This is a genomic window from Kitasatospora sp. NPDC101108, assembly GCF_055584725.1.
The window spans coordinates 137071-155856 of the sequence record NZ_JBVJLM010000009.1 but is presented as its reverse complement, the minus strand read 5'-3'; the positions used below and the strand labels follow the sequence as shown (position 1 = coordinate 155856).

Sequence of the window (18786 nt, the reverse complement as noted above, 5' to 3'; positions counted from 1 at the left end):
CGGCCTGCGGGGTCTGCTACCGTCCGCACATGGTCAAGATCGTGCCGTTCACCGGCGGTGAGAAGGAAAGCCTGTACACGGCTCTGGACCGGCACCGCGACGCGGTGCTGTGGAAGGTCCAGGGCCTGGACGACGAGCAGCTGCGCCGCCCCATGACGCCCTCGGGAACGAACCTGCTGGGCCTGGTCAAGCACCTCGGTGGCGCCGAACTCGGCTGGTTCCGCCAGACCTTCGGTCTGGAGACCGGCCCGATGCCGTTCGACCTCGACGCCGACGAGAGCTCCGACATGCGGATCGAACCGCACGAGTCGACGGCGGACGTGCTGGCCTTCTACGCCCGCGCCCGGGCCGCCGCCGACGAGGCGATCGACCAACTGGAGCTGGACTCCCTGGGCACATCCTGGTCGGGCCGGACGGTGTCGCTGCGCTGGGTGCTCATCCACATGGCCACCGAGACCGCCCGGCACGCCGGGCACATGGACATCCTGCGCGAGCTCACCGACGGGGCGACCGGGGACCACGACCGCAGCTAGGGCCTCACTCGGTCGGCGCGAGCTCGCCCGCCAGTTGGCGCAGCTCGTGCCCGAACTCGGGGTTGGCGAGCGCCGCGGCGAACTGGGCCCGCAGGTAGGCGGCGGGGTTGCCGGTGTCGTACCAGGTGCCGGCGATGACCTGCCCGTAGACGGCGCGGCGGGCCGCGTAGGCGTTGATGGCGTCGGTCAGGTAGACCTCGTCCTCCGGCTTCTCGTGCCAGCGGCGGGTGAGCTCGCGCAGCTCGTCGACGATGCCGGGAGTGATGACGTACCCGCCGATGGCGGCGTACGAGGACGGGGCGTCGGCCGGCTTGGGCTTCTCCACCAGGCCGGTGATCCGCAGCGATCCGCCCCCGAGGTCCTCCTTCACCACCGGCACGCCGTAGCGGTAGGAGTCCTCGGGGGCCATCGGCATCAGCGCCAGCACCGGCGCGTTGGTCTGCTCGTACGCCCTGATCAGCTGCTGCGCGCGGGGCACCTCGGCCACGAACACGTCGTCCGGCCACAGCACCAGGCAGGGCTCGTCCCCGAAGTGCCGGGCGGCGTTGAGCACCGGGGTGCCGTTGCCGTACGGGCCGTGCTGGTAAAGGTAGCTGATGTGCCCCCTGCGGGACAGCTCGCCGACCTCCTCGACGGCGTCCGCGAACGCCGCCTTGCCGTCCCGGCGCAGCTGGTCGACCAGCACCGGGTTGGGGCGGAAATGCTCCTGGATCAGCCCCTTGTCGCCGTTGACGACGATGGTGATGTCGGTGATGCCGCTCTCGATCAGCTCGCGCACGGTGTGCTCGATCACCGGCTTGTCACCGACCGGCAGCATCTCCTTCGGGGTGGCCTTGGTCAGCGGCAGCAGGCGGGAGCCGAGTCCGGCGGCGGGGATGACGGCTCGGCGGATCGTCCTGGGGGCCATGTGATGCTCTCTCACGTCGACGGTGCTGCGCCGCGGTTGAGCGGCGGCGCGACCGACGCTACCAAGGATGACGGCATGATCACCCACCGTGGGCGCGGGGAGTGGCGGCCTCCTCGCTGCTCATCGTTCCTTCCCCTCCGGTGGATGTCGCGTTCGTCGCGGCCCGAAGGCAGGACCTGACACGGGTGGCAGGTTCAAGCCCGTTCGTAGGCGGGCGCCTCCTTCTCCCGTTCCTCCTCCGCCTCGTTCCCGGCCGGCGCCGCGCCCTTCGCCGGGCGCATCGCCACCGTCAGCACGGCCAGCGCGCCGAACAGCGCGGCCGCGACCAGCCCGTTGACGTGCAGCGCTGCCGTGAACGCCGAACGAGCCCGGTGCAGCAGTTCGGCGCCCGGCCCGGCCGGCAGCTGCCGGGCCGCCTCGACCGCGCCCGCCAGCGAGTCGGAGCCGCCGCCGGTGCGGCCGCGGTAGACCACCGACGCGACGGTGCCCAGCAGGGCGAAGCCGAGCGAGCCGCCGAAGTAGTTGCCGGTCTCCGACATCGAGGCCGCCGAGCCCGCCCGCTCCGGCGGCACCGAGCCGAGGACCAGCCCGGTGCCCAGGGCGAACAGCGGCCCGGTGCCCAGCGCCAGCACCGCGATGCCGGTCATCACCAGCGGCAGCGAGCCCGCGTCCTGGTCCACGGCGACCAGCAGCAGGGCGCCCAACCCGGACAGCGCCAGCCCGCCCGCGATCGCGGTGGTCCGCTCGACCCGGCCGGCCAGCCGCGGCGCGGCCATCGTGCCGACCGCCACCGCCAGGCCCATCGGGGCGAACAGCACGGCCGAGGCGAACGGCGAGCGGCCCAGCACACTCTGCAGGTACTGGGTCACCAGCAGGCCGGTGCCGGCCATCGCGACCCCGGCCAGCACCAGCGAGACCAGCACCGCCGTGAACGGGCGGCCGCGCAGCAGGCGCAGGTCCAACAGCGGCCGCTCCGAGCGCAGTTGCCGCCGGACGAAGACGTACCCGACGCCGGTGCCCGCCAGCAGGGACGCCACCGGGACCAGCGGCGCACCCCCGAGCGGCAGCTGCTTGACGCCGTACAGCATCAGCAGCACCGCCACCAGCGACAGCCCGACCCCGGCCGGGTCCAGCCGCCCGGCCGTCCCGCCACGGAACTCCGGCAGCACGACCGGGCCGACCGCCAGCAGCAGCGCCATGGCCGGGACAGCGGCCAGGAACACCGAGCCCCACCAGAAGTGCTGGAGCAGGAACCCGGCCAGCACCGGGCCCAGCGCCCCGCCCGCGAACTGGCAGGTGGCCCAGACCGCGACGGCCCGACCGCGTTCGCGCTCGTCCCGGAACATGTTGGTGATCAGCGCGAGCGTGGACGGCGCCAGCGTCGCCCCGGCCACGCCCAGCAGGGCCCGTACGACGATCAGCATCAGCGGGTCGACCGCGAAGGCGGCGAGCACCGACAGCACGCCGAAGGCCGCAGCGCCGCAGAGCAGCAGGCGCCGGCGGCCGATCCGGTCGCCCAGCGTGCCCATGGTGATGACCAGCCCGGCCACCATCAGGCCGTAGCCGTCGCTGATCCACAGCTGCTGGACGCCGGAGGCGCCCAGGTCGGCGCTCAACCTCGGCAGGGCGAGCAGCAGCGCCGTCATGTCCATCGCGACCAGCAGGGTCGGCAGCATCAGCAGGGCCAGCCCCAGCCGTGCCCGGTTCACTCTCATCTCGGCGACTCCTCCGCCTCGGAAACCTTCCGCCGGGCGGTCGGAGCGGTCGCCGGATTCTTGACACCGGCTTCCCGGCGCCGGCTTCTCGGCGCCGGCTTCTCGGCACCGGCTTCTCGGCGCCGGCTTCGCGGCAGTGGTGAACGGTGCGACGCGAGCGGAGTCGTGGGAGATTTCTCCGGCGGGGATGTCAAGACGGCCGCACCGGCTCCGACCGTACGGTCGAGGGGCCCGACCGGGGCCCGACCACGACGAGGAGTACGCCATGAAGTTCCTGATCAGTCTGCACATCAACCCGGCCGTGCTGGACGCGCTGACCGACGAGGAGAAGGCGGCGATCGGCGCCGGGCACGGGAAGTTCATCGAGGCGCTGAAGTCCTCCGGCGAACTGATCGTCACCCAGGCTCTGGTCGACCCGTCCCAGGCCGCCGTGGTCACGGTGCGCGACGGCCAGCCGGCGGTCACCGACGGCCCGTTCCTGGAGGCCAAGGAGTTCCTGGGCGGCTTCTACCTGGTCGACTGCGAGGACAAGGAGCGGGCGATCGAGCTCGCCGCGCAGATCCCGGACGCCGCGATCGAGGGGCTGGGCGTCGAGGTACGCCAGGTGATGTTCTCCGACGGACACTTGGAGGCATGACAGCACCGGACTTCGAGGACCTGCTGCGTGATCTCACGCCGCAGGTCCTCGGCACCTTGGTACGACGGTACGGCCGCTTCGAGGGCTGCGAGGACGCCGTGCAGGAGGCCGTCCTCGCCGCGAGCGTGCAGTGGCCCGAGGAGGGCGTGCCGGACAACCCGCGCGGCTGGCTGGTCACGGTCGCCTCCCGGCGGCTGGTCGACCAGATCCGCAGCGACCACGCCCGCCGCGAGCGCGAGAACGCGACCACGGCCGCCGAGGTGGTGCCCGAGGACGTCCCGGACACCGACGACACCCTGCTGCTGCTCTTCCTGTGCTGCCACCCCTCGCTCACCGCCGCCTCCCAGACCGCGCTCACCCTGCGCGCGGTCGGCGGGCTGACCACCGCCGAGATCGCCCGGGCCTTCCTGGTGCCCGAGGCCACCATGGCGGCCCGGATCAGCCGGGCCAAGCAGCGGATCCGGGCGGCCGGCAGCTCCTTCACCCCGCCCGAGGGCGCCGAGCGGGAGGAACGGCTGCGAGTCGTCCTGCACGTGCTCTACCTGATCTTCAACGAGGGCTACACGGCCTCCTCGGGCAGCGAACTGCACCGCGCCGACCTCGCCCGGGAGGCGATCCGGCTGGCCCGGATGGTGCACGCCCAGCTGCCCGAGGACGGCGAGGTGACCGGCTTGCTCGCCCTGATGCTGCTCACCCACGCCCGGCGGGCGGCCCGGACGACGGCGGCGGGCGACCTGGTGCCGCTGGGCGAGCAGGACCGCAGCGCCTGGGACCGCGACCTGCTCGACGAGGGCACCGCGCTGGCCAAGGCCGCCCTGGCCGGCCCCGAGCTGGGCCCGTACCAGCTCCAGGCCGCCATCGCCGCCACCCACGCCGACGCCGTCACCGCCGAGGAGACCGACTGGGCGCAGGTGCACGCCCTGTACCTGATCCTGGAGCGGATCGCCCCCAATCCGATGGTCACCCTCAACCGCGCCGTCGCCCTCGCCGAGCGGGACGGCCCGGAGGCCGGGCTCGCCCTGCTCGCCACCCTGGACGGGAACCAGCGGATGGCCGGGCACCACCGGCTGCTCTCCGTCCGGGCGCACCTGCTGGAGCGGGCCGGTGACCGGACAGGCGCGTACGAGCACTACCGCCGCGCGGCGAAGGCCACGGCGAGCCTGGCGGAGCAGCGGTTCCTGGAGGCGCGAGCGCGGCGACTGCAGGCGTAGAAGCTACGGGCGCAGTGGCTACGGCGCAGCGGCTACGGGTTCCTGGACACGACAGCTGCGGTAACCACAGGCGCAGTGACTACAGGTGCAGTAACTACAGCCGTCGTAACTACAGATGCAGTAACTACAGCCGTAGTTAGTGGCGTCCGCAGTCGACGCCGCCCGGCTTTCAGCCCGCCCCCAGCGCCGTCCGGTACCAGGGTGCCGCCCCCGCCAGACGGGCCAACGGCCCCGGGCCGGGCGGGCAGGCGGCCAGCCGCCAGACCTCGTGGCTGCGGTACCAGTGATCGCGGGCGATCATCGCCAACTGGCGCTCGGAGACCTGCCCCGGCGTCTTCGCGAGCAGTCGGCGGCACTCCTCCCAGGACAGCGCCGGGCCGTCCAGGGCGGGCAGCAGGCCGAGCCCGGCCAGCGCGTCGAGCAGGTCACCGCTGCGGACCGGCTCCGGGTGGGCCGCGTGGTGGACGCCCGCCACCGGGGCCGGCGCGTCCAACGCGAGCGCGGTGATCAGCCGGGCCAGGTCCGTGCGGTCCACCAGGGAGATCCGGACGTCGCCGCCGGCCCAGCGGCCCGGTACCCGCCTGGCCAGCTCGGCCAGGCCGGGCACCACCCAGCGGTCACCCGTACCGGTGACCAGCGCGGGGCGCAGCACCACGGCACCCGCCGCCAGGGCGTGGCCCTCACCGACCAGCCTGGTGCGGCTGGCCTCGGACAGCGGCGCGGCGGGCACCTCGTCGACGCCGATGCCCGCGTGCGGGCCCTCGCCGTACACCGCCGTCGTCGACAGGTGGACGATCCGGCCGATCCCGGCCCGGCCGGCCGCCGCCATCACCGCCGCCGCGCCCCGGTCGTTGACCGCCGCGCACTCCTCGGCGCCGCCGCCGACCAGCGAGGCCAGGTGGAGCAGCACCCCGGCGCCCGCGCACAGCTCGGCCAGCGCCGCCCGGTCGGCGAGGTCGCCGCGCACCCAGGCGGTGTGCCCGTCCGCGACGGGCTCCCCGCGTACCAGCGCCCGCACCGGGACGCCGCGCGCCGCGAGGGCCGCCCGTACGGCCGAGCCGATGAAGCCGGTCGCCCCGGTGAGTGCGACCGTGGTCCGTGCCCCGGGCCGCTGCGTCGCCGCCATGGCTGATTCCTCCCTGCCGACCGGCCGGTCAGTCTAGTCACGACGCCGCGCACCGGAGAGCCGCCCGGGGAGCCGCCGGCGAGCCACCCGCGGCCGCTCGCACCGGGCTTGCGCGGATCCCGTACGGAGCCCGTACGGAGCCCGTACGGAGGGGGCGGCGGTACGGCCGAGGTAAGGCCCACCTAGGCTGTATGCCAAGCAAAACGGGCGAACCGGACCCCCAGCGGGGACCACGAGGACGGAAAGCGGGACCCGCCGATGGGCGACGGAATGTCAGGAATGCACCACCACGGCGGGATGACCCGACTAGGCCCGTTCAGCCTCTCCCCCGTGTGGACCTGGTCCCCGGACTGGGTGTTCCTGCTCGGCGGCCTGGTCGCGCTGGCGCTGTACCTGGTCGGCGTGGTCCGGCTGTACCGGCGCGGCGACCGCTGGCCGGTCGGCCGGGTCATCGGCTGGGTCGCGGGGATCGCCAGCATGCTGCTGGTCACCTGCAGCGGGCTGAACGACTACGGCATGGTGCTGTTCAGCGCGCACATGATCCAGCACATGGTGCTGTCCATGCTGACGCCGATCCTGCTGCTGCTCGGCGCCCCGATCACCCTCGCCCTGCGCGCGCTGCGCCCGACGGGCAAGGGGCGGCCGCGCGGGCCGCGCGAGCTGCTGGTGGCGCTGCTGCACAGCCGGTACGTCCGGGTGGTCTCGCACCCGGCGTTCACCATCCCGCTGTTCATCGCGAGCCTGTACGGGGTCTACTTCACCCCGGTGTTCGACATCCTGATGGAGTACCGCCTCGGGCACATCTTCATGATGGTCCACTTCCTCATGACCGGTCTGGCCTTCTTCTGGCCGATCATGGGCGTGGACCCGGGCCCGCACCGCCCCGGGCACGTGATGCGGATCATCGAGCTGTTCATGGGGATGCCGTTCCACGCCTTCTTCGGCGTGGCGGTGATGATGGCCAGCCACCCGCTGGTCTCCACCTTCACCGTCCAGGGCGCGCCACCCGGGACGGACCTGCTGGAGGACCAGAAGCTGGCCGGCGGCATCACCTGGGCGTTCGGCGAGATCCCGACCGCGCTCGTGCTGATCGCGCTGGTCTACCAGTGGATGGGCTCCGAGCAGCGGCAGGCCCGCCGCCGCGACCGCGCCGAGGACCGCAGCGGTGACGCCGAGCTGGAGGCGTACAACGCCTACCTGGCCTCGCTCCACAAGGGCGGCGGCCGACGCCCGGCGGCCCCCGCCACCCCGGCCGCCCCCGCCACCCCGGCCGCGCCCGCCACCCCGGCGGCCGACGCCGGCTGAGCCCCGCCGCCCGGAGCGCCCCGAACGTCCCGCCCCCTGGAGCCCACGTCCTCGCCGAGGACGTGGGCTCCGTCCTACCGCCCTCCCCCACGCCCCGGAACGGTGCCTCCACCGGCCGCGTTCGAGGGGTATGCGCGCCCTGCTCACACCCGCCGCCCTGCTCGGCGGGTACGTCCTGCTCTGGCTGCTCGGGTTCCTCGTCTGCGCGCTGCACCAACGCCTACGGCGGGTGCCGGTCGGCACCGACTACCTGGTCGTCCTGGGCGCCGCGCTGGACGGTTGCGTACCCGCGCCGACCCTGGCGGCCCGGCTGGACGCCGCGCTGGACCGCCTCGCCGCCGAGGAGGCCGCCGGGCACGCCCCGCTGCTGCTGGTGACCGGGGGCAAGGGCCCGCACGAGGAGTGCACCGAGGCCGGCGCGATGGCCCGCTACCTGGTCGTCCGGGGCGTCCCGGCCGAGCGGATCCGGCGCGAGGAGCGGGCTGTGAACACCGCCGAGAACCTGCGCTTCAGCGCCGCCCTGATGGCCGCCGAGCGCCCCGGCTACCGCTGCACCGTCGTCACCAGCGGCTTCCACACCGTCCGCTCCGCCGTGGCCGCCCGCCGGGCCGGCGCCCACGGCCGGGTGCTCGGCGCGGACGGGCCGCTCGCGCACGGCCCGTACCAGCTGCTGCGCGAGGCGGTCGGCACGGCCCTCGCGCTGCCGCGCGCCAACGGCGCGGCGCTCTTGCTGCTGACCGGTACCGGGGTGGTGCTGGGGCTGGCCTGAACGGGCCATTGGATCATGCCGCCCGGTCGGTCAGTATGAGGACGGAATCCGAGCGCGCAGGGGGCGGCCATGGCAGAACCGGAGAACGGCTGGAGCCCGCTCCAGCGGGTCGGCGGCGCGATCAGCGTACTGGCCTTCGCCACGGCGGTGGTGGTGGCGGCCATGGCCGCCCGGGACTGGACGGTGGACGACCCGGCCTGGCTCGGCGCACGCCTCTGGGTGGTCGGTCTGGCGCTGCTGGCGGGTGTGCTCGGCCTGGTCCCGGCGGTGGGCTGGTTCGAGGCGGGCACGGGCCTCGTGCTGTTCCTGTTCTTCGCGGTCCCGGCCGTCCTCGACACCGCGCTGACCACCAAGGTCGTCCAGGACGTCCGGCAGTGGCTGCGCACCGACCGGTCGGTCACGGTCACCCTCAACGGCTGCCACCACTCGGACACCCGGACGGACATGGTCGACAACTACCCGGTCACCAGCGAGGTCTACACCTGCACCTACTCCTGGACGACCGGCGGGCGGAGCTGGGAACAGGTCCGCCCGGCCGACGGGGACCACCGCGACGGCTACCGGACACGGATGTGGACGGACCCCTCGACCGGGGAGCTCGCCGACCACGACGCCCTCGACATCGCCGTCAAGGTCGTGCTGACCGGCATCGTCGCGGTGCCGGCCCTGGTCTTCGGCCCCGGAGCGGTCCTCGCGATGCACGAGTCCCGGCTGCTCCGCCGGCCCGCCCGGAAGGTCCGCGACGCGGCCTGACACGCGGGGAGGCCCCCGGATCCGCCGCAGCGGACCCGGGGGCCTCCCGGTGCTTCAACCCGCCCGGTGTCAGGCCAGGCTGGCGATCGCCTCGTTGAAGGTCTTCGACGGGCGCATCACCGCCGCGGCCTTGGCCGGGTCCGGCTGGTAGTAGCCACCGAGGTCGACGGCCGCACCCTGGACGGCGATCAGCTCGTCCACGATGGTCTTCTCCTGCTCGGTCAGCGCCTTGGCGAGGCCGTCGAAGGCCTTGGCCAGCTCGGCGTCGGCGGTCTGCTTGGCCAGCTCCTGGGCCCAGTACATGGCCAGGTAGAAGTGGCTGCCGCGGTTGTCGATGCCACCGAGGCGGCGGCTCGGCGACTTGTCCTCGTTGAGGAAGGTGCCGGTCGCGCGGTCCAGGGTGTCGGCCAGCACCTTGGCGCGGGCGTTGCCGGTGGTGGTGGCCAGGTGCTCGAAGCTGGCGGCCAGCGCGAAGAACTCGCCCAGGCTGTCCCAGCGCAGGTAGTTCTCCTTGACCAGCTGCTGGACGTGCTTCGGGGCGGAGCCGCCGGCGCCGGTCTCGAACAGGCCGCCGCCCGCCATCAGCGGGACGACCGACAGCATCTTGGCGCTGGTGCCCAGCTCCAGGATCGGGAACAGGTCGGTCAGGTAGTCGCGCAGCACGTTGCCGGTGACCGAGATGGTGTTCTCGCCGCGGCGGATGCGCTCCAGCGAGAACATGGTGGCCTCGACCGGGGACTTGATCTCGATCTGCAGGCCGGTCGTGTCGTGCTGCGGCAGGTAGGTCTTGACCTTCTCGATCAGCACGGCGTCGTGGGCGCGGTTCTCGTCCAGCCAGAACACCGCCGGGTCGCCGGTGGCGCGGGCGCGGGTGACGGCCAGCTTGACCCAGTCCTGGATCGGCAGGTCCTTGGTCTGGCAGGCGCGGAAGATGTCGCCCGGCTGCACGGCCTGCTCCAGCACCACGTTGCCCTCGGCGTCGACCAGCCGGACGGTGCCGGCCGCCTCGATCTCGAAGGTCTTGTCGTGGGAGCCGTACTCCTCGGCCTTCTGGGCCATCAGGCCGACGTTCGGGACCGAGCCGATGGTGGCCGGGTCCAGGGCGCCGTTGGCGCGGCAGTCGTCGATGACGGCCTGGTACACGCCGGAGTAGCTGTGGTCCGGCAGGACGGCGAGGGTGTCGGCCTCCTGGCCGTCCGGGCCCCACATGTGGCCGGAGGTGCGGATCATGGCCGGCATCGAGGCGTCGACGATGACGTCGCTCGGCACGTGCAGGTTGGTGATGCCCTTGTCGGAGTCGACCATGGCCAGGGCCGGGCCCTCGGCCAGCTCGGCGTCGAAGGAGGCCTTGATCTCGGCGCCGTTCGGCAGCTTGTCGAGGCCGGCCAGGATGCCGCCGAGGCCGTTGTTCGGGTTCAGACCGGCGGCGGCCAGCGCCTCGCCGTACGCGGCGAAGGTCTTCGGGAAGAAGGCGCGGACCACGTGGCCGAAGATGATCGGGTCGGAGACCTTCATCATGGTGGCCTTGAGGTGCACCGAGAACAGCACGCCCTCGGCCTTGGCGCGGGCGACCTGGGCGGCCAGGAACTCGTTCAGGGCGGCGGCGCGCATGACCGAGGCGTCGACGACCTCGCCGGCCAGCACCGGGACCTTCTCGCGCAGCACGGTGGTGGCGCCGTCCTGGGCGACCAGCTCGATGCGCAGGGCGCCGTCGGCGGCGATCACGGTGGACTTCTCGGTGCTCGCGAAGTCGTTCTCGCCCATGGTCGCGACGTTGGTCTTGGACTCGGCGGTCCAGGCGCCCATGCGGTGCGGGTGGGTCTTGGCGTAGTTCTTGACCGACTGCGGGGCGCGGCGGTCGGAGTTGCCCTCGCGCAGGACCGGGTTGACGGCGCTGCCCTTGACCTTGTCGTAGCGGGCGCGGACGTCCTTGTCCTCGTCGGTCTGCGGGTCGTCCGGGTAGTCCGGCAGGGCGTAGCCCTGAGCCTGCAGCTCGGCGATGGCGGCCTTCAGCTGCGGCACGGAGGCCGAGATGTTCGGCAGCTTGATGATGTTGGCGCTCGGGGTCTTGGCGAGCTCGCCCAGCTCGGCCAGGGCGTCGCCGATCCGCTGGGCCTCGGTCAGACGCTCCGGGAAGCTGGCGATGATCCGCCCGGCCAGGGAGATGTCACGGGTCTCCACCCGCACACCCGCCGTCGAGGCGTACGCCTGGACCACCGGCAGGAACGAGTAGGTCGCCAGGGCCGGAGCCTCGTCGGTGTGCGTATAGATGATGGTCGAGTCAGTCATCGGTACTCCGCTTCACGTCTCCAACGTCTTGACGTCAAGATATCTCGTCCCGGGCCCCTCGCTCCACCTCCCCCCGCCCCGGAGCGTGCGCCGGTCGGTTCCGGGGGCGCCGGGAGGGCCGACTCCACCGTCGTCCGCGAGCGCCCCGGGGGCAAGCGGAGGGCTCCTGGTACGTCCCGGTCAGGCGGCGGACGGCCGGCGTTCCGGAACCCGTCGGGTGATGTTCGGCTGCCCGGGACAGAGGCGTAGTCCAATCGAATGAGTCGGGTGTCAGGAGTGCGTCAATGCACCACGCCATTCGGTCAACGCTGCGTCAGGACCGGCGACGCGCGGCCCGACCCGACCTAGCGTCGGGACAGAACAGTTCCGGCAGCCACCACCACCCCACCCGGGAGCATCCGCATGGCCCGCGTCGTCTGGCACGTTCCGGTCACCACCAACGCCACCGGAAGCACCACCACCCTCCGCCTCTTCCGCACCCGCGACGGCCGCCGCTGCGCGGTGGGATTCAGCAGCCCCGAGGCCCTCGCCGCGCTCCTCGGGCCGGAGCAGGCCTACACCGAACTCGGCGAGCCCGCCCTGCGCACCCTCACCAGCCCGCTCGGCGTCGACACCCTGGTGCTCGACCCCCGCCTGGTCGCCCCGCCCGTCCCCGCCTCCGCCACGGCACCCGCCGCCGCACCCGCCCCGGCCCCGGCCACCCAGCTCCAGCCCCGGTGACCGCCCCCCTCCACCTCGTCCCGGACGGCTTCACCCCGGCCCCGGGACGCCCCGAGCAGGCCCGGGCCCTGCACGCCGTCGCCCGGATCAGCCACGGACCGGTCCCGCTCGACTTCGACCGCCTCGCGGCGGAGTTCCCCGCCGTGCAGAGCGGCCTCGCCCTCGCCGGCGACGCCGACCTGGAACTCCGCCTCGCCTGCTCCGGCCCCGATGAACTGCGGGCCGTCGCCGCCGCCCTCCACCGCGCGGGCGCCACCAAGGTCCGCATCGACCTGGTCCTGCGCGCCCTGACCCCGACCCCGGTAACCCTGCGGCCAGTGCCGTAGCCCGCCGCCCAGCCGCCCCCGCCCCTCACCGGAGAGGGCCGGGGGCGCTCACCACTTCCGCCCCGGCCCCTGTGGGGGCCCAGCGGCTCCACACCGGGCGGCGGTTCTCGGCGCGACCGGAGGCCGACTACCGCCGTGTGTCACTCGAAACCGGGGCGCGGGTCCGGGTTGACCGCCTGGCCGTCGATCTCCGCGCCCCAGGCGTCCTCGCCGCTCGCGTCCACGCAGTAGCCGCTGCCCTCCACATGGCCGCCTGCGGCCCGACAGGTGTCGGCGGTGACATCGCGCCGACCGCCCGCCGCCGCATACGCGGCCGGCGCTGCGGCGCCCACGGCGAGGAGGACGGCGATCGCGGTCGTGACGGCCACCCGGGCCGCGCGTGAGGTTTTCATGCCGCCACGACAGCACGGCACCCGGCGCCCGGCGACCACAGCTCGCCCGCCCGGGTGGACACCACGCCGGACCGGCGACGGACGACCGCACGGCCCCGAACCGCCCCGAGGGCCGGAAGCCCGGGTGCCCGTCGGCCGGGCCGCCGGGCAGCGCCGGCCCGGAGCCAGGAGGCCGCGAGCGAACGGGGCCGCAAGCCGGAAGGCACGACAGCCAAAGGCACGACAGCCGCAGGCACGCCGCCGGGGGCGTGCCTGCGGCTCCGCAGCCCGTCAGGGCCGGGTCAGCGCCGCGATCGCCGCCAGCAGCAGTGCGGAGCCTGCCGCCAGTCCCAGGGTGAAGGGCTCACCGAGGAAGAGGACGCCGATCACCGCCGCGGTGGCCGGCTCCAGCAGGACCAGTACCGAAGCGGTGGTGCCCGGTACGGTCGTCAGGCCGCTGAAGTACCAGCGGTAGGCGAGCAGCGTCGGCACGGTTCCGAGGAAGAGCAGGGCTCCCCCGGTCAGCGCCGGCCGGCCGAGGGTCGGCAGCAGGCCCTGGAGCGCCGCGAAGGGCAGCAGGCAGAGCAGTCCGGTGGTGAAGGCGCCCGTGCTCGCGCGGGCCGAGCCGCCGCCGCGGGCCCACAGGGTGAGCCCGCTCTGACCGGCGCCCGCGAGCACCGCCAGGGCGACGCCGAGTGCCGGGCGCGGTCCGGCGGCGGGTGCGGCGACGAGCAGGGCGAGCCCGCCGAGGGCGAGCACGACGGCGGCCGTCGACCGCCGGGTGAGGCGTTCGCCGAGCAGCAGGTGGGCGCCGAGGCTGGTGAGCACCGGTCCGGCGCCGATGGTGATCAGGGTGCCCAGCCCGAGGCCCGCGTAGTGGACGGAGCCGAAGTAGGCGCACTGGCTCACGGCCAGCCCGAGGCCGGTCAGCACGGTGGATCCGGGCTTCCCGGAAGGGCGTTCCGAGGGCAGCAGCGCCAGGCAGAGGGCCGCGACGCCGAAGCGCCAGCAGGAGACGGCCACCGGGCCGAGTCCGCTGGTGCGCATCAGCAGTGCGGCCACGGCTCCGCCCACCCCCCAGGCGACGGCGGCGGCGGAAATGGACAACAGGCCGTGCCGGAACGGCACGGCGGCGTGCGAGGTCATGCGTCGTACTCCACGATGGTTCGCCGGTTCTGGTCCGCGGGGTACGCGGGCGGCAGCCATCGCCCCGGGCACCGAGGGGGCTCTCCCGCTCGGCCGGGTCAGGTGGGTACGCCGCCCGCTAGCGGGCCGGCGGGGGGAGGATCACGAAACGCACGGGTCCAGGCTACGCCCGCCCGTCGGCGATCTTCTCGGGCCCCTTCCGCCGCACTACGGTCGGTCCGGACGACCGATCCGCACCCCACAGGCGAAGGAGCCGACGATGGAGCAGCTGACGTACGACGAGGTGGAGGCCGCCGGGCGGCGGATCGCCGGGCGGGTGCGGCCGGTCGCGGTGGCGCCGGGGGACGACGGCGGCAGGACGTGGCTGGCGCTGGAGTTCCTGCAGCACACCGGCAGCTTCAAGGCGCGCGGTGCGCAGAACTTCCTGCTCGCCCACGCCGAGGCGGGCACCCTGCCACCGGCCGGGGTGACCATCGCCTCGGGCGGCAACGCCGGGCTCGCGTGCGCCTGGGCCGCGCGTGAACTGGGCGTCCGGGCCACGGTGTTCCTGCCGGAGACGGCTTCGCCGGTGAAGCTGGACCGGCTGCGCTCGTACGGGGCGCAGGTGAGGCTGGTGGGCCGGGAGTACGCGGACGCGCTGGCGGCCTGCGAGGAATTCGCTTCCGGCAGTGGGGCGTTGGCCTCGCACGCGTACGACCACCCGCTGATCGCGGCGGGTGCGGGGACGGTCCTGGACGAGATCCGCGCCAGGGTCCCCGGCCTGGACACGGTGGTGGTGTCGGTGGGCGGCGGCGGGCTGTTCGCCGGGGTGGCGGTGGCGGCCCGCGAGCACGGGGTGCGGGTGGTCGCGGTGGAGCCGTCCGGGAGCCGGGCGCTGAACGCGGCGCTGGAGGCCGGTCGCCCGGTGGACGTCCCGGTGGCCTCGGTGGCCCAGGACGCGCTGGGCGCCCGCCGGGCCACCGCGCTCGCCGTGCAGGCGGCCGGGGCGTCGGCCGGGCATGCGGGGGTGCGCTCGGTCCTGGTGGAGGACGGGGACATCGTGGCGGCCCGCCGCCGGCTCTGGGAGGAGCGCCGGATCGCCGTGGAGTACGCGGCCTCCACCGCGCTGGCCGCCCTGGACCGGGTGGAGGGCGAGCGCATCGCCGTGCTGCTCTGCGGCGCCAACACCGACCCCTCGGACCTGCTGGATTGACACTCCGTCAGGGCGGAGCCCCGGGCGCCGGCGGATGACTATGCAGCGGCCGTCATTCTCATAAACGCCCGGGGTGGTCAATGGTGCATGATCGAATCGCGAAGCTCAATTCCCGCTCAGATGGCGGACCTACTGGCGAGTCACGTAACAGACAACTGAACAGAATGCCTCCTACCTGCGCGGATATCAGGCAAAGAAAGTAAACATTCAGTAATGAAATCTGTGCAGAGGTCTCTGAATAGCCCTACTGTGTGGCAACTCTCCGCGCTCCGACCCACTCCCCGGAGCCCCCACACACAGAGAGATCGCCCATGGCTTCCCTCAACCAGATCTCGCCGCCCGACCAGGGCTCCGGCACCGCCGGGACCGCACACCGGTCGCTCAAGCGCCACGTCGGGCTCGTCGGCCTCATGTGGGCCTCGGTCGGCTCGATCATCGGCTCCGGCTGGCTCTTCGGCGCCAAGAGCGCCGTCACCGCCGCCGGACCGGCAGCCGTCATCTCCTGGGGCATCGGCGCCGTCGGGATCGTACTGCTCGCACTCGTGCACGCCGAGCTCGGCGGGCTCTTCCCGGTCTCGGGTGGCACGGCCCGCTATCCGCACTACGCCTTCGGCGGCCTGGCCGGCATGTCCTTCGGCTGGTTCTCCTGGCTCCAGGCGGCCACCGTGGCACCGATCGAGGTCGAGGCCATGATCGGCTACGCCAAGGACGCGCCCTGGGCCAGCGGGCTGCAGAACGACAACGGCACCCTCACCACCAGCGGTTTCATCGTCGCGACCGCGCTGATGGCGGTATTCGTCGCGGTCAACTTCCTCGGCGTGAAGGTCCTCGCCCGGACCAACAGCATCGCCACCTGGCTGAAGATCTTCGTTCCTCTGCTCACGATCTTCATGCTGGCGATCACCAGCTTCCACAGCTCCAACTTCACCTCGCACGGCTTCGCCCCGTTCGGCGCCAAGGGCGTGCTCGCCGCGATCAGCACCAGCGGCATCATCTTCGCCCTGCTGGGCTTCGAGCAGGCCATCCAGATCGCCGGTGAGAGCCGCAACCCCAAGCGCGACATCCCCCGCGCCGTGCTCGGCTCGGTCGCCATCGGGACCCTGATCTACACCCTGCTGCAGGTCGTCTTCATCGGCGCGCTGCCGGTCACCGCCTTCGCCGACGGCTGGGCGAAGCTGGACTTCCCCGGCATCGACGGCCCCTTCGCCGGTCTGGCCACCCTGATCGGCCTCGGCTGGCTGTACTACGTGCTGAAGGTCGACGCGGTGATCTCCCCCGCCGGCACCGGCCTGATCTACACCACCTCCACCTCGCGCATCTCCTACGGCCTGAGCCGCAACGGCTACGCGCCGCAGAAGTTCGAGCAGCTGGACAAGAACGGTGTGCCCTGGTTCGGCCTGATCCTGTCCTTCGTGACCGGCGTGATCTGCTTCCTGCCCTTCCCGAGCTGGCAGCAGCTGGTCGGCTTCATCACCTCCGCCAGCGTGCTGATGTACGCCGGCGCCCCGCTGGCCTTCGGCGCCCTGCGCCGCCGGCTGCCCGACCGCGAGCGCTCCTACCGCCTGCCGCTGGGCAACGTGATCTCCCCGGCCTCGTTCGTGGTCGCCAGCCTGATCATCTACTGGGCCGGCTGGCAGACCCTGTCCCGCCTGGGCCTGGCCATCGTGCTCGGCTACGCCCTGCTCGGCGGCTACGCCGCGTACGCGATCAAGAAGGGCCTGCCGAACGCGCCGCGGCTCAACTGGAAGGCCGCCCAGTGGCTGCCGGTCTACCTGGTGGGCCTCGGCCTGATCTCCTGGCAGGGCGGCTTCGGCGACGGCACCGGCCGGATCCCGATGTGGTACGACATGGGTCTCGTGTCGGTGTTCTCGCTGGCCATCTACTACTGGGCGATCCGGGTCGCCCTGCCGGCCGAGGAGATCGAGCGCGAGGTCGCCGACGTCGAGGTGGTGGACGCCGGCGGGCACTGATCACCCGATCACCCGATCACGCCATCATGTGATCACCTGATCGACACCTGACGGGACGGGCCCGCCGGTCGCTGAGTCGACCGGCGGGCCCGTCCGCGTGCGCTTCCCTACAGGTCCAGGACCGCCCGGAGGGCGGCCTCCACCTCGGCCTCCGGGTCGGCGGCCGGCCCCGGCGAACGCCAGGCGACGAAGCCGTCCGGGCGCACCAGCAGCGCGCCGCCGGGGTCCAGGCCGTGCAGCGCGGCGAAGTCCGTACCGGGCTCCGGGGCCAGGTCGTCCTCGGCGCCGTCGCCGATCCGGTAGGCGTCCAGCGGGACGGCCAGCCGGTCGGCCGCCCGCCGGGCGCCCTGCTGCCAGGCCGTGCCCCCGGGGCCGGTGAGCAGCACCATCGCCTGCTCGTAGAGGTCCAGCGTGGACAGCCGTACGCCCGCGCGCAGCAGCCACTGGTGCGGGGCGCGGCTGCCGGGCTCGCCGTTCGACTCGAAGGTCTCCGGGACGACGGCGCCCGCCGGATCGGTGCCGAGCACCGCGCCGCGCGGATAGCGGTAGCCGAGCGCCACGGCCAGCACCCCGGCCTGGCGGCCGACGCCCGGGACCACCGCGTAGCCGGGGTGGCTGTGCTCGGCGGAGCGGGCCGAGGCGCGCTCGCTGGTGACCTCGGCGACCGGGCGGCGCTCCTGCCCGTACGTCTCCAGCAGGCCGGGCCCGGCCCAGCCGCACAGCACGGCGGCCAGCTTCCAGGCCAGGTTGTGGGCGTCCTGGATGCCGGTGTTGGAGCCGAAGGCGCCGGTCGGGGACATCTCGTGGGCGGAGTCCCCGGCGAGGAAGACCCGGCCGACGCCGTACCGTTCGGCGACCCGTTCGGCCGCGTGCCAGGGCGCCCGGCCGGTGACCTCGACGTCCAGTTCGGGCAGGCCGACGGCGGTGCGGATGTGCCGCTCGCAGCGCTCGTCGGTGAAGGCCTCCAGCGGCTCGCCGCGCTCGGGGTGCCAGGGCGCGTGGAAGACCCACTCGGTCTGGTTGTCCACCGGCAGCAGCGCGCCGTCCGCCTCCGGGTTGGTCAGGTAGCAGGCGATGAAGTGCCGGTCACCGACCACCTCGGCCAGCCGCTTGGCGCGGAAGGTGATGCTGACGTTGTGGAACAGCTCGCCCTTGCCGGTCTGGCCGATGCCGAGCCGGACCCGGGCCGGGCTGCGCGGGCCGTCCGCGGCGATCAGGTACTCCGAGCGCACCACCCGCTCCTCGCCGGTCTCCCTGCTGCGCAGCAGGGAGGTGACGCCGTCGGCGTCCTGCTCGAACGAGACCAGCTCGGTGCTGAAGCGCACGTCGCCGCCGAGCTCGCGGGCCGCCCGCAGCAGCACCGGCTCCAGGTCGTTCTGGCTGCACAGGCACCAGCCGCTGGGGCTGAACCGGGCGAGCCTGCCGCCCGGGTCGATCTCCCGGAACAGCCACTCCTGCTCCTCGCCGGTCAGCGAGGGTGCCTGGAGGATGCCGTGGTTCGGGGCGAGCACCGAGGCCGCCTCGCGGATCGCCGGCTCGATCCCGGCGACCCGGTACAGCTCCATCGTGCGGACGTTGTTGCCTCGCCCGCGCGGGTGATGCGAGGTGTCCGCGTGCTTCTCGACGAGCAGGTGCCTGACACCCAGTCGGCCGAGGAACAGCGAGGCCGACAGCCCGACCAGGGAGCCGCCCACGATCAGGACCGGCACCCGGTCGTCAACCTTCGGATTCATCAATTGCTCCACCCTGTAAGGGGATTCCGCGGCGCGGCAGCTGGAATCGGCGCCGCCCTCGACGGGCCCGCTCAGCCCGGGGC

The 18786-nt window shown here is 73.3% G+C and carries 17 protein-coding genes; 10 read left to right on the top strand and 7 right to left on the bottom strand.

Translation table 11 applies throughout. The features are described from left to right. Positions 1 to 29: 29 nt before the first annotated feature. Positions 30 to 533: a DinB family protein gene (locus ACZ6Z8_RS21120; RefSeq protein WP_465611568.1), complete on the top strand. Its 504-nt coding sequence runs from the start codon at positions 30 to 32 to the stop codon at positions 531 to 533. 4 nt (positions 534 to 537) lie between these two features. Here the strand turns inward: ACZ6Z8_RS21120 and ACZ6Z8_RS21115 are convergent, their stop codons facing one another. Next, complete coding sequence (locus ACZ6Z8_RS21115) at positions 538 to 1440, bottom strand: UTP--glucose-1-phosphate uridylyltransferase (protein WP_465611567.1); 903 nt, start codon at positions 1438 to 1440, stop codon at positions 538 to 540. 194 nt (positions 1441 to 1634) lie between these two features. Continuing rightward, complete coding sequence (locus tag ACZ6Z8_RS21110) at positions 1635 to 3155, bottom strand: MFS transporter (protein WP_465611566.1); 1521 nt, start codon at positions 3153 to 3155, stop codon at positions 1635 to 1637. A gap of 265 nt (positions 3156 to 3420) precedes the next feature. Between ACZ6Z8_RS21110 and ACZ6Z8_RS21105 the strand changes: the two genes are divergently transcribed. Further along, the gene (locus ACZ6Z8_RS21105) at positions 3421 to 3792 is read left to right on the top strand and encodes a YciI family protein (protein ID WP_465611565.1); all 372 of its coding nucleotides are present in this window, start codon (positions 3421 to 3423) and stop codon (positions 3790 to 3792) included. Continuing rightward, entirely contained in the window at positions 3789 to 5003 is a 1215-nt protein-coding gene (locus ACZ6Z8_RS21100) for an RNA polymerase sigma factor (RefSeq protein ID WP_465611564.1), read from the top strand. Before ACZ6Z8_RS21105 ends, ACZ6Z8_RS21100 begins: the two co-directional genes overlap by 4 nt. 169 nt (positions 5004 to 5172) lie before the next feature. On the opposite strand, the gene ACZ6Z8_RS21095 is transcribed toward ACZ6Z8_RS21100, so the two are convergent. Further along, positions 5173 to 6129: an NAD-dependent epimerase/dehydratase family protein gene (locus ACZ6Z8_RS21095; protein ID WP_465611563.1), complete on the bottom strand. Its 957-nt coding sequence runs from the start codon at positions 6127 to 6129 to the stop codon at positions 5173 to 5175. Between the two features lie 279 nt (positions 6130 to 6408). Here ACZ6Z8_RS21095 and ACZ6Z8_RS21090 point away from each other — a divergent pair, with 279 nt between their 5' ends. The 3 genes from ACZ6Z8_RS21090 to ACZ6Z8_RS21080 all read left to right on the top strand — a co-directional run bounded on the left by ACZ6Z8_RS21090 (position 6409) and on the right by ACZ6Z8_RS21080 (position 8956). Continuing rightward, positions 6409 to 7434, top strand: coding sequence for a cytochrome c oxidase assembly protein (locus ACZ6Z8_RS21090; protein ID WP_465611562.1), 1026 nt, complete (start codon positions 6409 to 6411; stop codon positions 7432 to 7434). A 130-nt stretch (positions 7435 to 7564) separates the two neighbouring features. Then, positions 7565 to 8203 (top strand): YdcF family protein, encoded by a 639-nt coding sequence (locus ACZ6Z8_RS21085; RefSeq protein ID WP_465611561.1) that lies wholly within the window; start codon positions 7565 to 7567, stop codon positions 8201 to 8203. A gap of 69 nt (positions 8204 to 8272) precedes the next feature. Next, positions 8273 to 8956: a hypothetical protein gene (locus ACZ6Z8_RS21080; RefSeq protein WP_465611560.1), complete on the top strand. Its 684-nt coding sequence runs from the start codon at positions 8273 to 8275 to the stop codon at positions 8954 to 8956. 69 nt (positions 8957 to 9025) lie between these two features. Here the strand turns inward: ACZ6Z8_RS21080 and ACZ6Z8_RS21075 are convergent, their stop codons facing one another. Next, positions 9026 to 11245, bottom strand: a complete 2220-nt coding sequence (locus tag ACZ6Z8_RS21075; protein ID WP_465611559.1) for an NADP-dependent isocitrate dehydrogenase — start codon at positions 11243 to 11245, stop codon at positions 9026 to 9028. Between the two features lie 402 nt (positions 11246 to 11647). On the opposite strand from ACZ6Z8_RS21075, the gene ACZ6Z8_RS21070 reads away from it, so the two are divergent. Both ACZ6Z8_RS21070 and ACZ6Z8_RS21065 read left to right on the top strand, forming a co-directional pair. Beyond that, positions 11648 to 11965 carry an SAV_915 family protein gene (locus tag ACZ6Z8_RS21070; protein WP_465611558.1) on the top strand — a complete coding sequence of 106 codons (318 nt, stop codon included), beginning with the start codon at positions 11648 to 11650 and terminating at the stop codon, positions 11963 to 11965. Beyond that, complete coding sequence (locus tag ACZ6Z8_RS21065; protein WP_465611557.1) at positions 11962 to 12291, top strand: hypothetical protein; 330 nt, start codon at positions 11962 to 11964, stop codon at positions 12289 to 12291. Before ACZ6Z8_RS21070 ends, ACZ6Z8_RS21065 begins: the two co-directional genes overlap by 4 nt. 140 nt (positions 12292 to 12431) lie before the next feature. Here ACZ6Z8_RS21065 and ACZ6Z8_RS21060 read toward each other — a convergent pair whose 3' ends face one another. Next, positions 12432 to 12683 carry a hypothetical protein gene (locus tag ACZ6Z8_RS21060; RefSeq protein ID WP_465611556.1) on the bottom strand — a complete coding sequence of 84 codons (252 nt, stop codon included), beginning with the start codon at positions 12681 to 12683 and terminating at the stop codon, positions 12432 to 12434. Positions 12684 to 12953: 270 nt separating this feature from the next. Continuing rightward, on the bottom strand, positions 12954 to 13808 hold the full coding sequence (locus tag ACZ6Z8_RS21055; protein ID WP_465611555.1) for a DMT family transporter: 855 nt from the start codon (positions 13806 to 13808) through the stop codon (positions 12954 to 12956). A gap of 259 nt (positions 13809 to 14067) precedes the next feature. Between ACZ6Z8_RS21055 and ACZ6Z8_RS21050 the strand changes: the two genes are divergently transcribed. After that, positions 14068 to 15000, top strand: coding sequence for a serine/threonine dehydratase (locus ACZ6Z8_RS21050; RefSeq protein WP_465611554.1), 933 nt, complete (start codon positions 14068 to 14070; stop codon positions 14998 to 15000). Between the two features lie 311 nt (positions 15001 to 15311). Then, positions 15312 to 16970: an APC family permease gene (locus ACZ6Z8_RS21045; RefSeq protein ID WP_465611553.1), complete on the top strand. Its 1659-nt coding sequence runs from the start codon at positions 15312 to 15314 to the stop codon at positions 16968 to 16970. A gap of 107 nt (positions 16971 to 17077) precedes the next feature. On the opposite strand, the gene ACZ6Z8_RS21040 is transcribed toward ACZ6Z8_RS21045, so the two are convergent. Beyond that, the gene (locus ACZ6Z8_RS21040; RefSeq protein WP_465611552.1) at positions 17078 to 18703 is read right to left on the bottom strand and encodes an FAD-dependent oxidoreductase; all 1626 of its coding nucleotides are present in this window, start codon (positions 18701 to 18703) and stop codon (positions 17078 to 17080) included. Between the last annotated feature and the right edge of the window lie 83 nt (positions 18704 to 18786).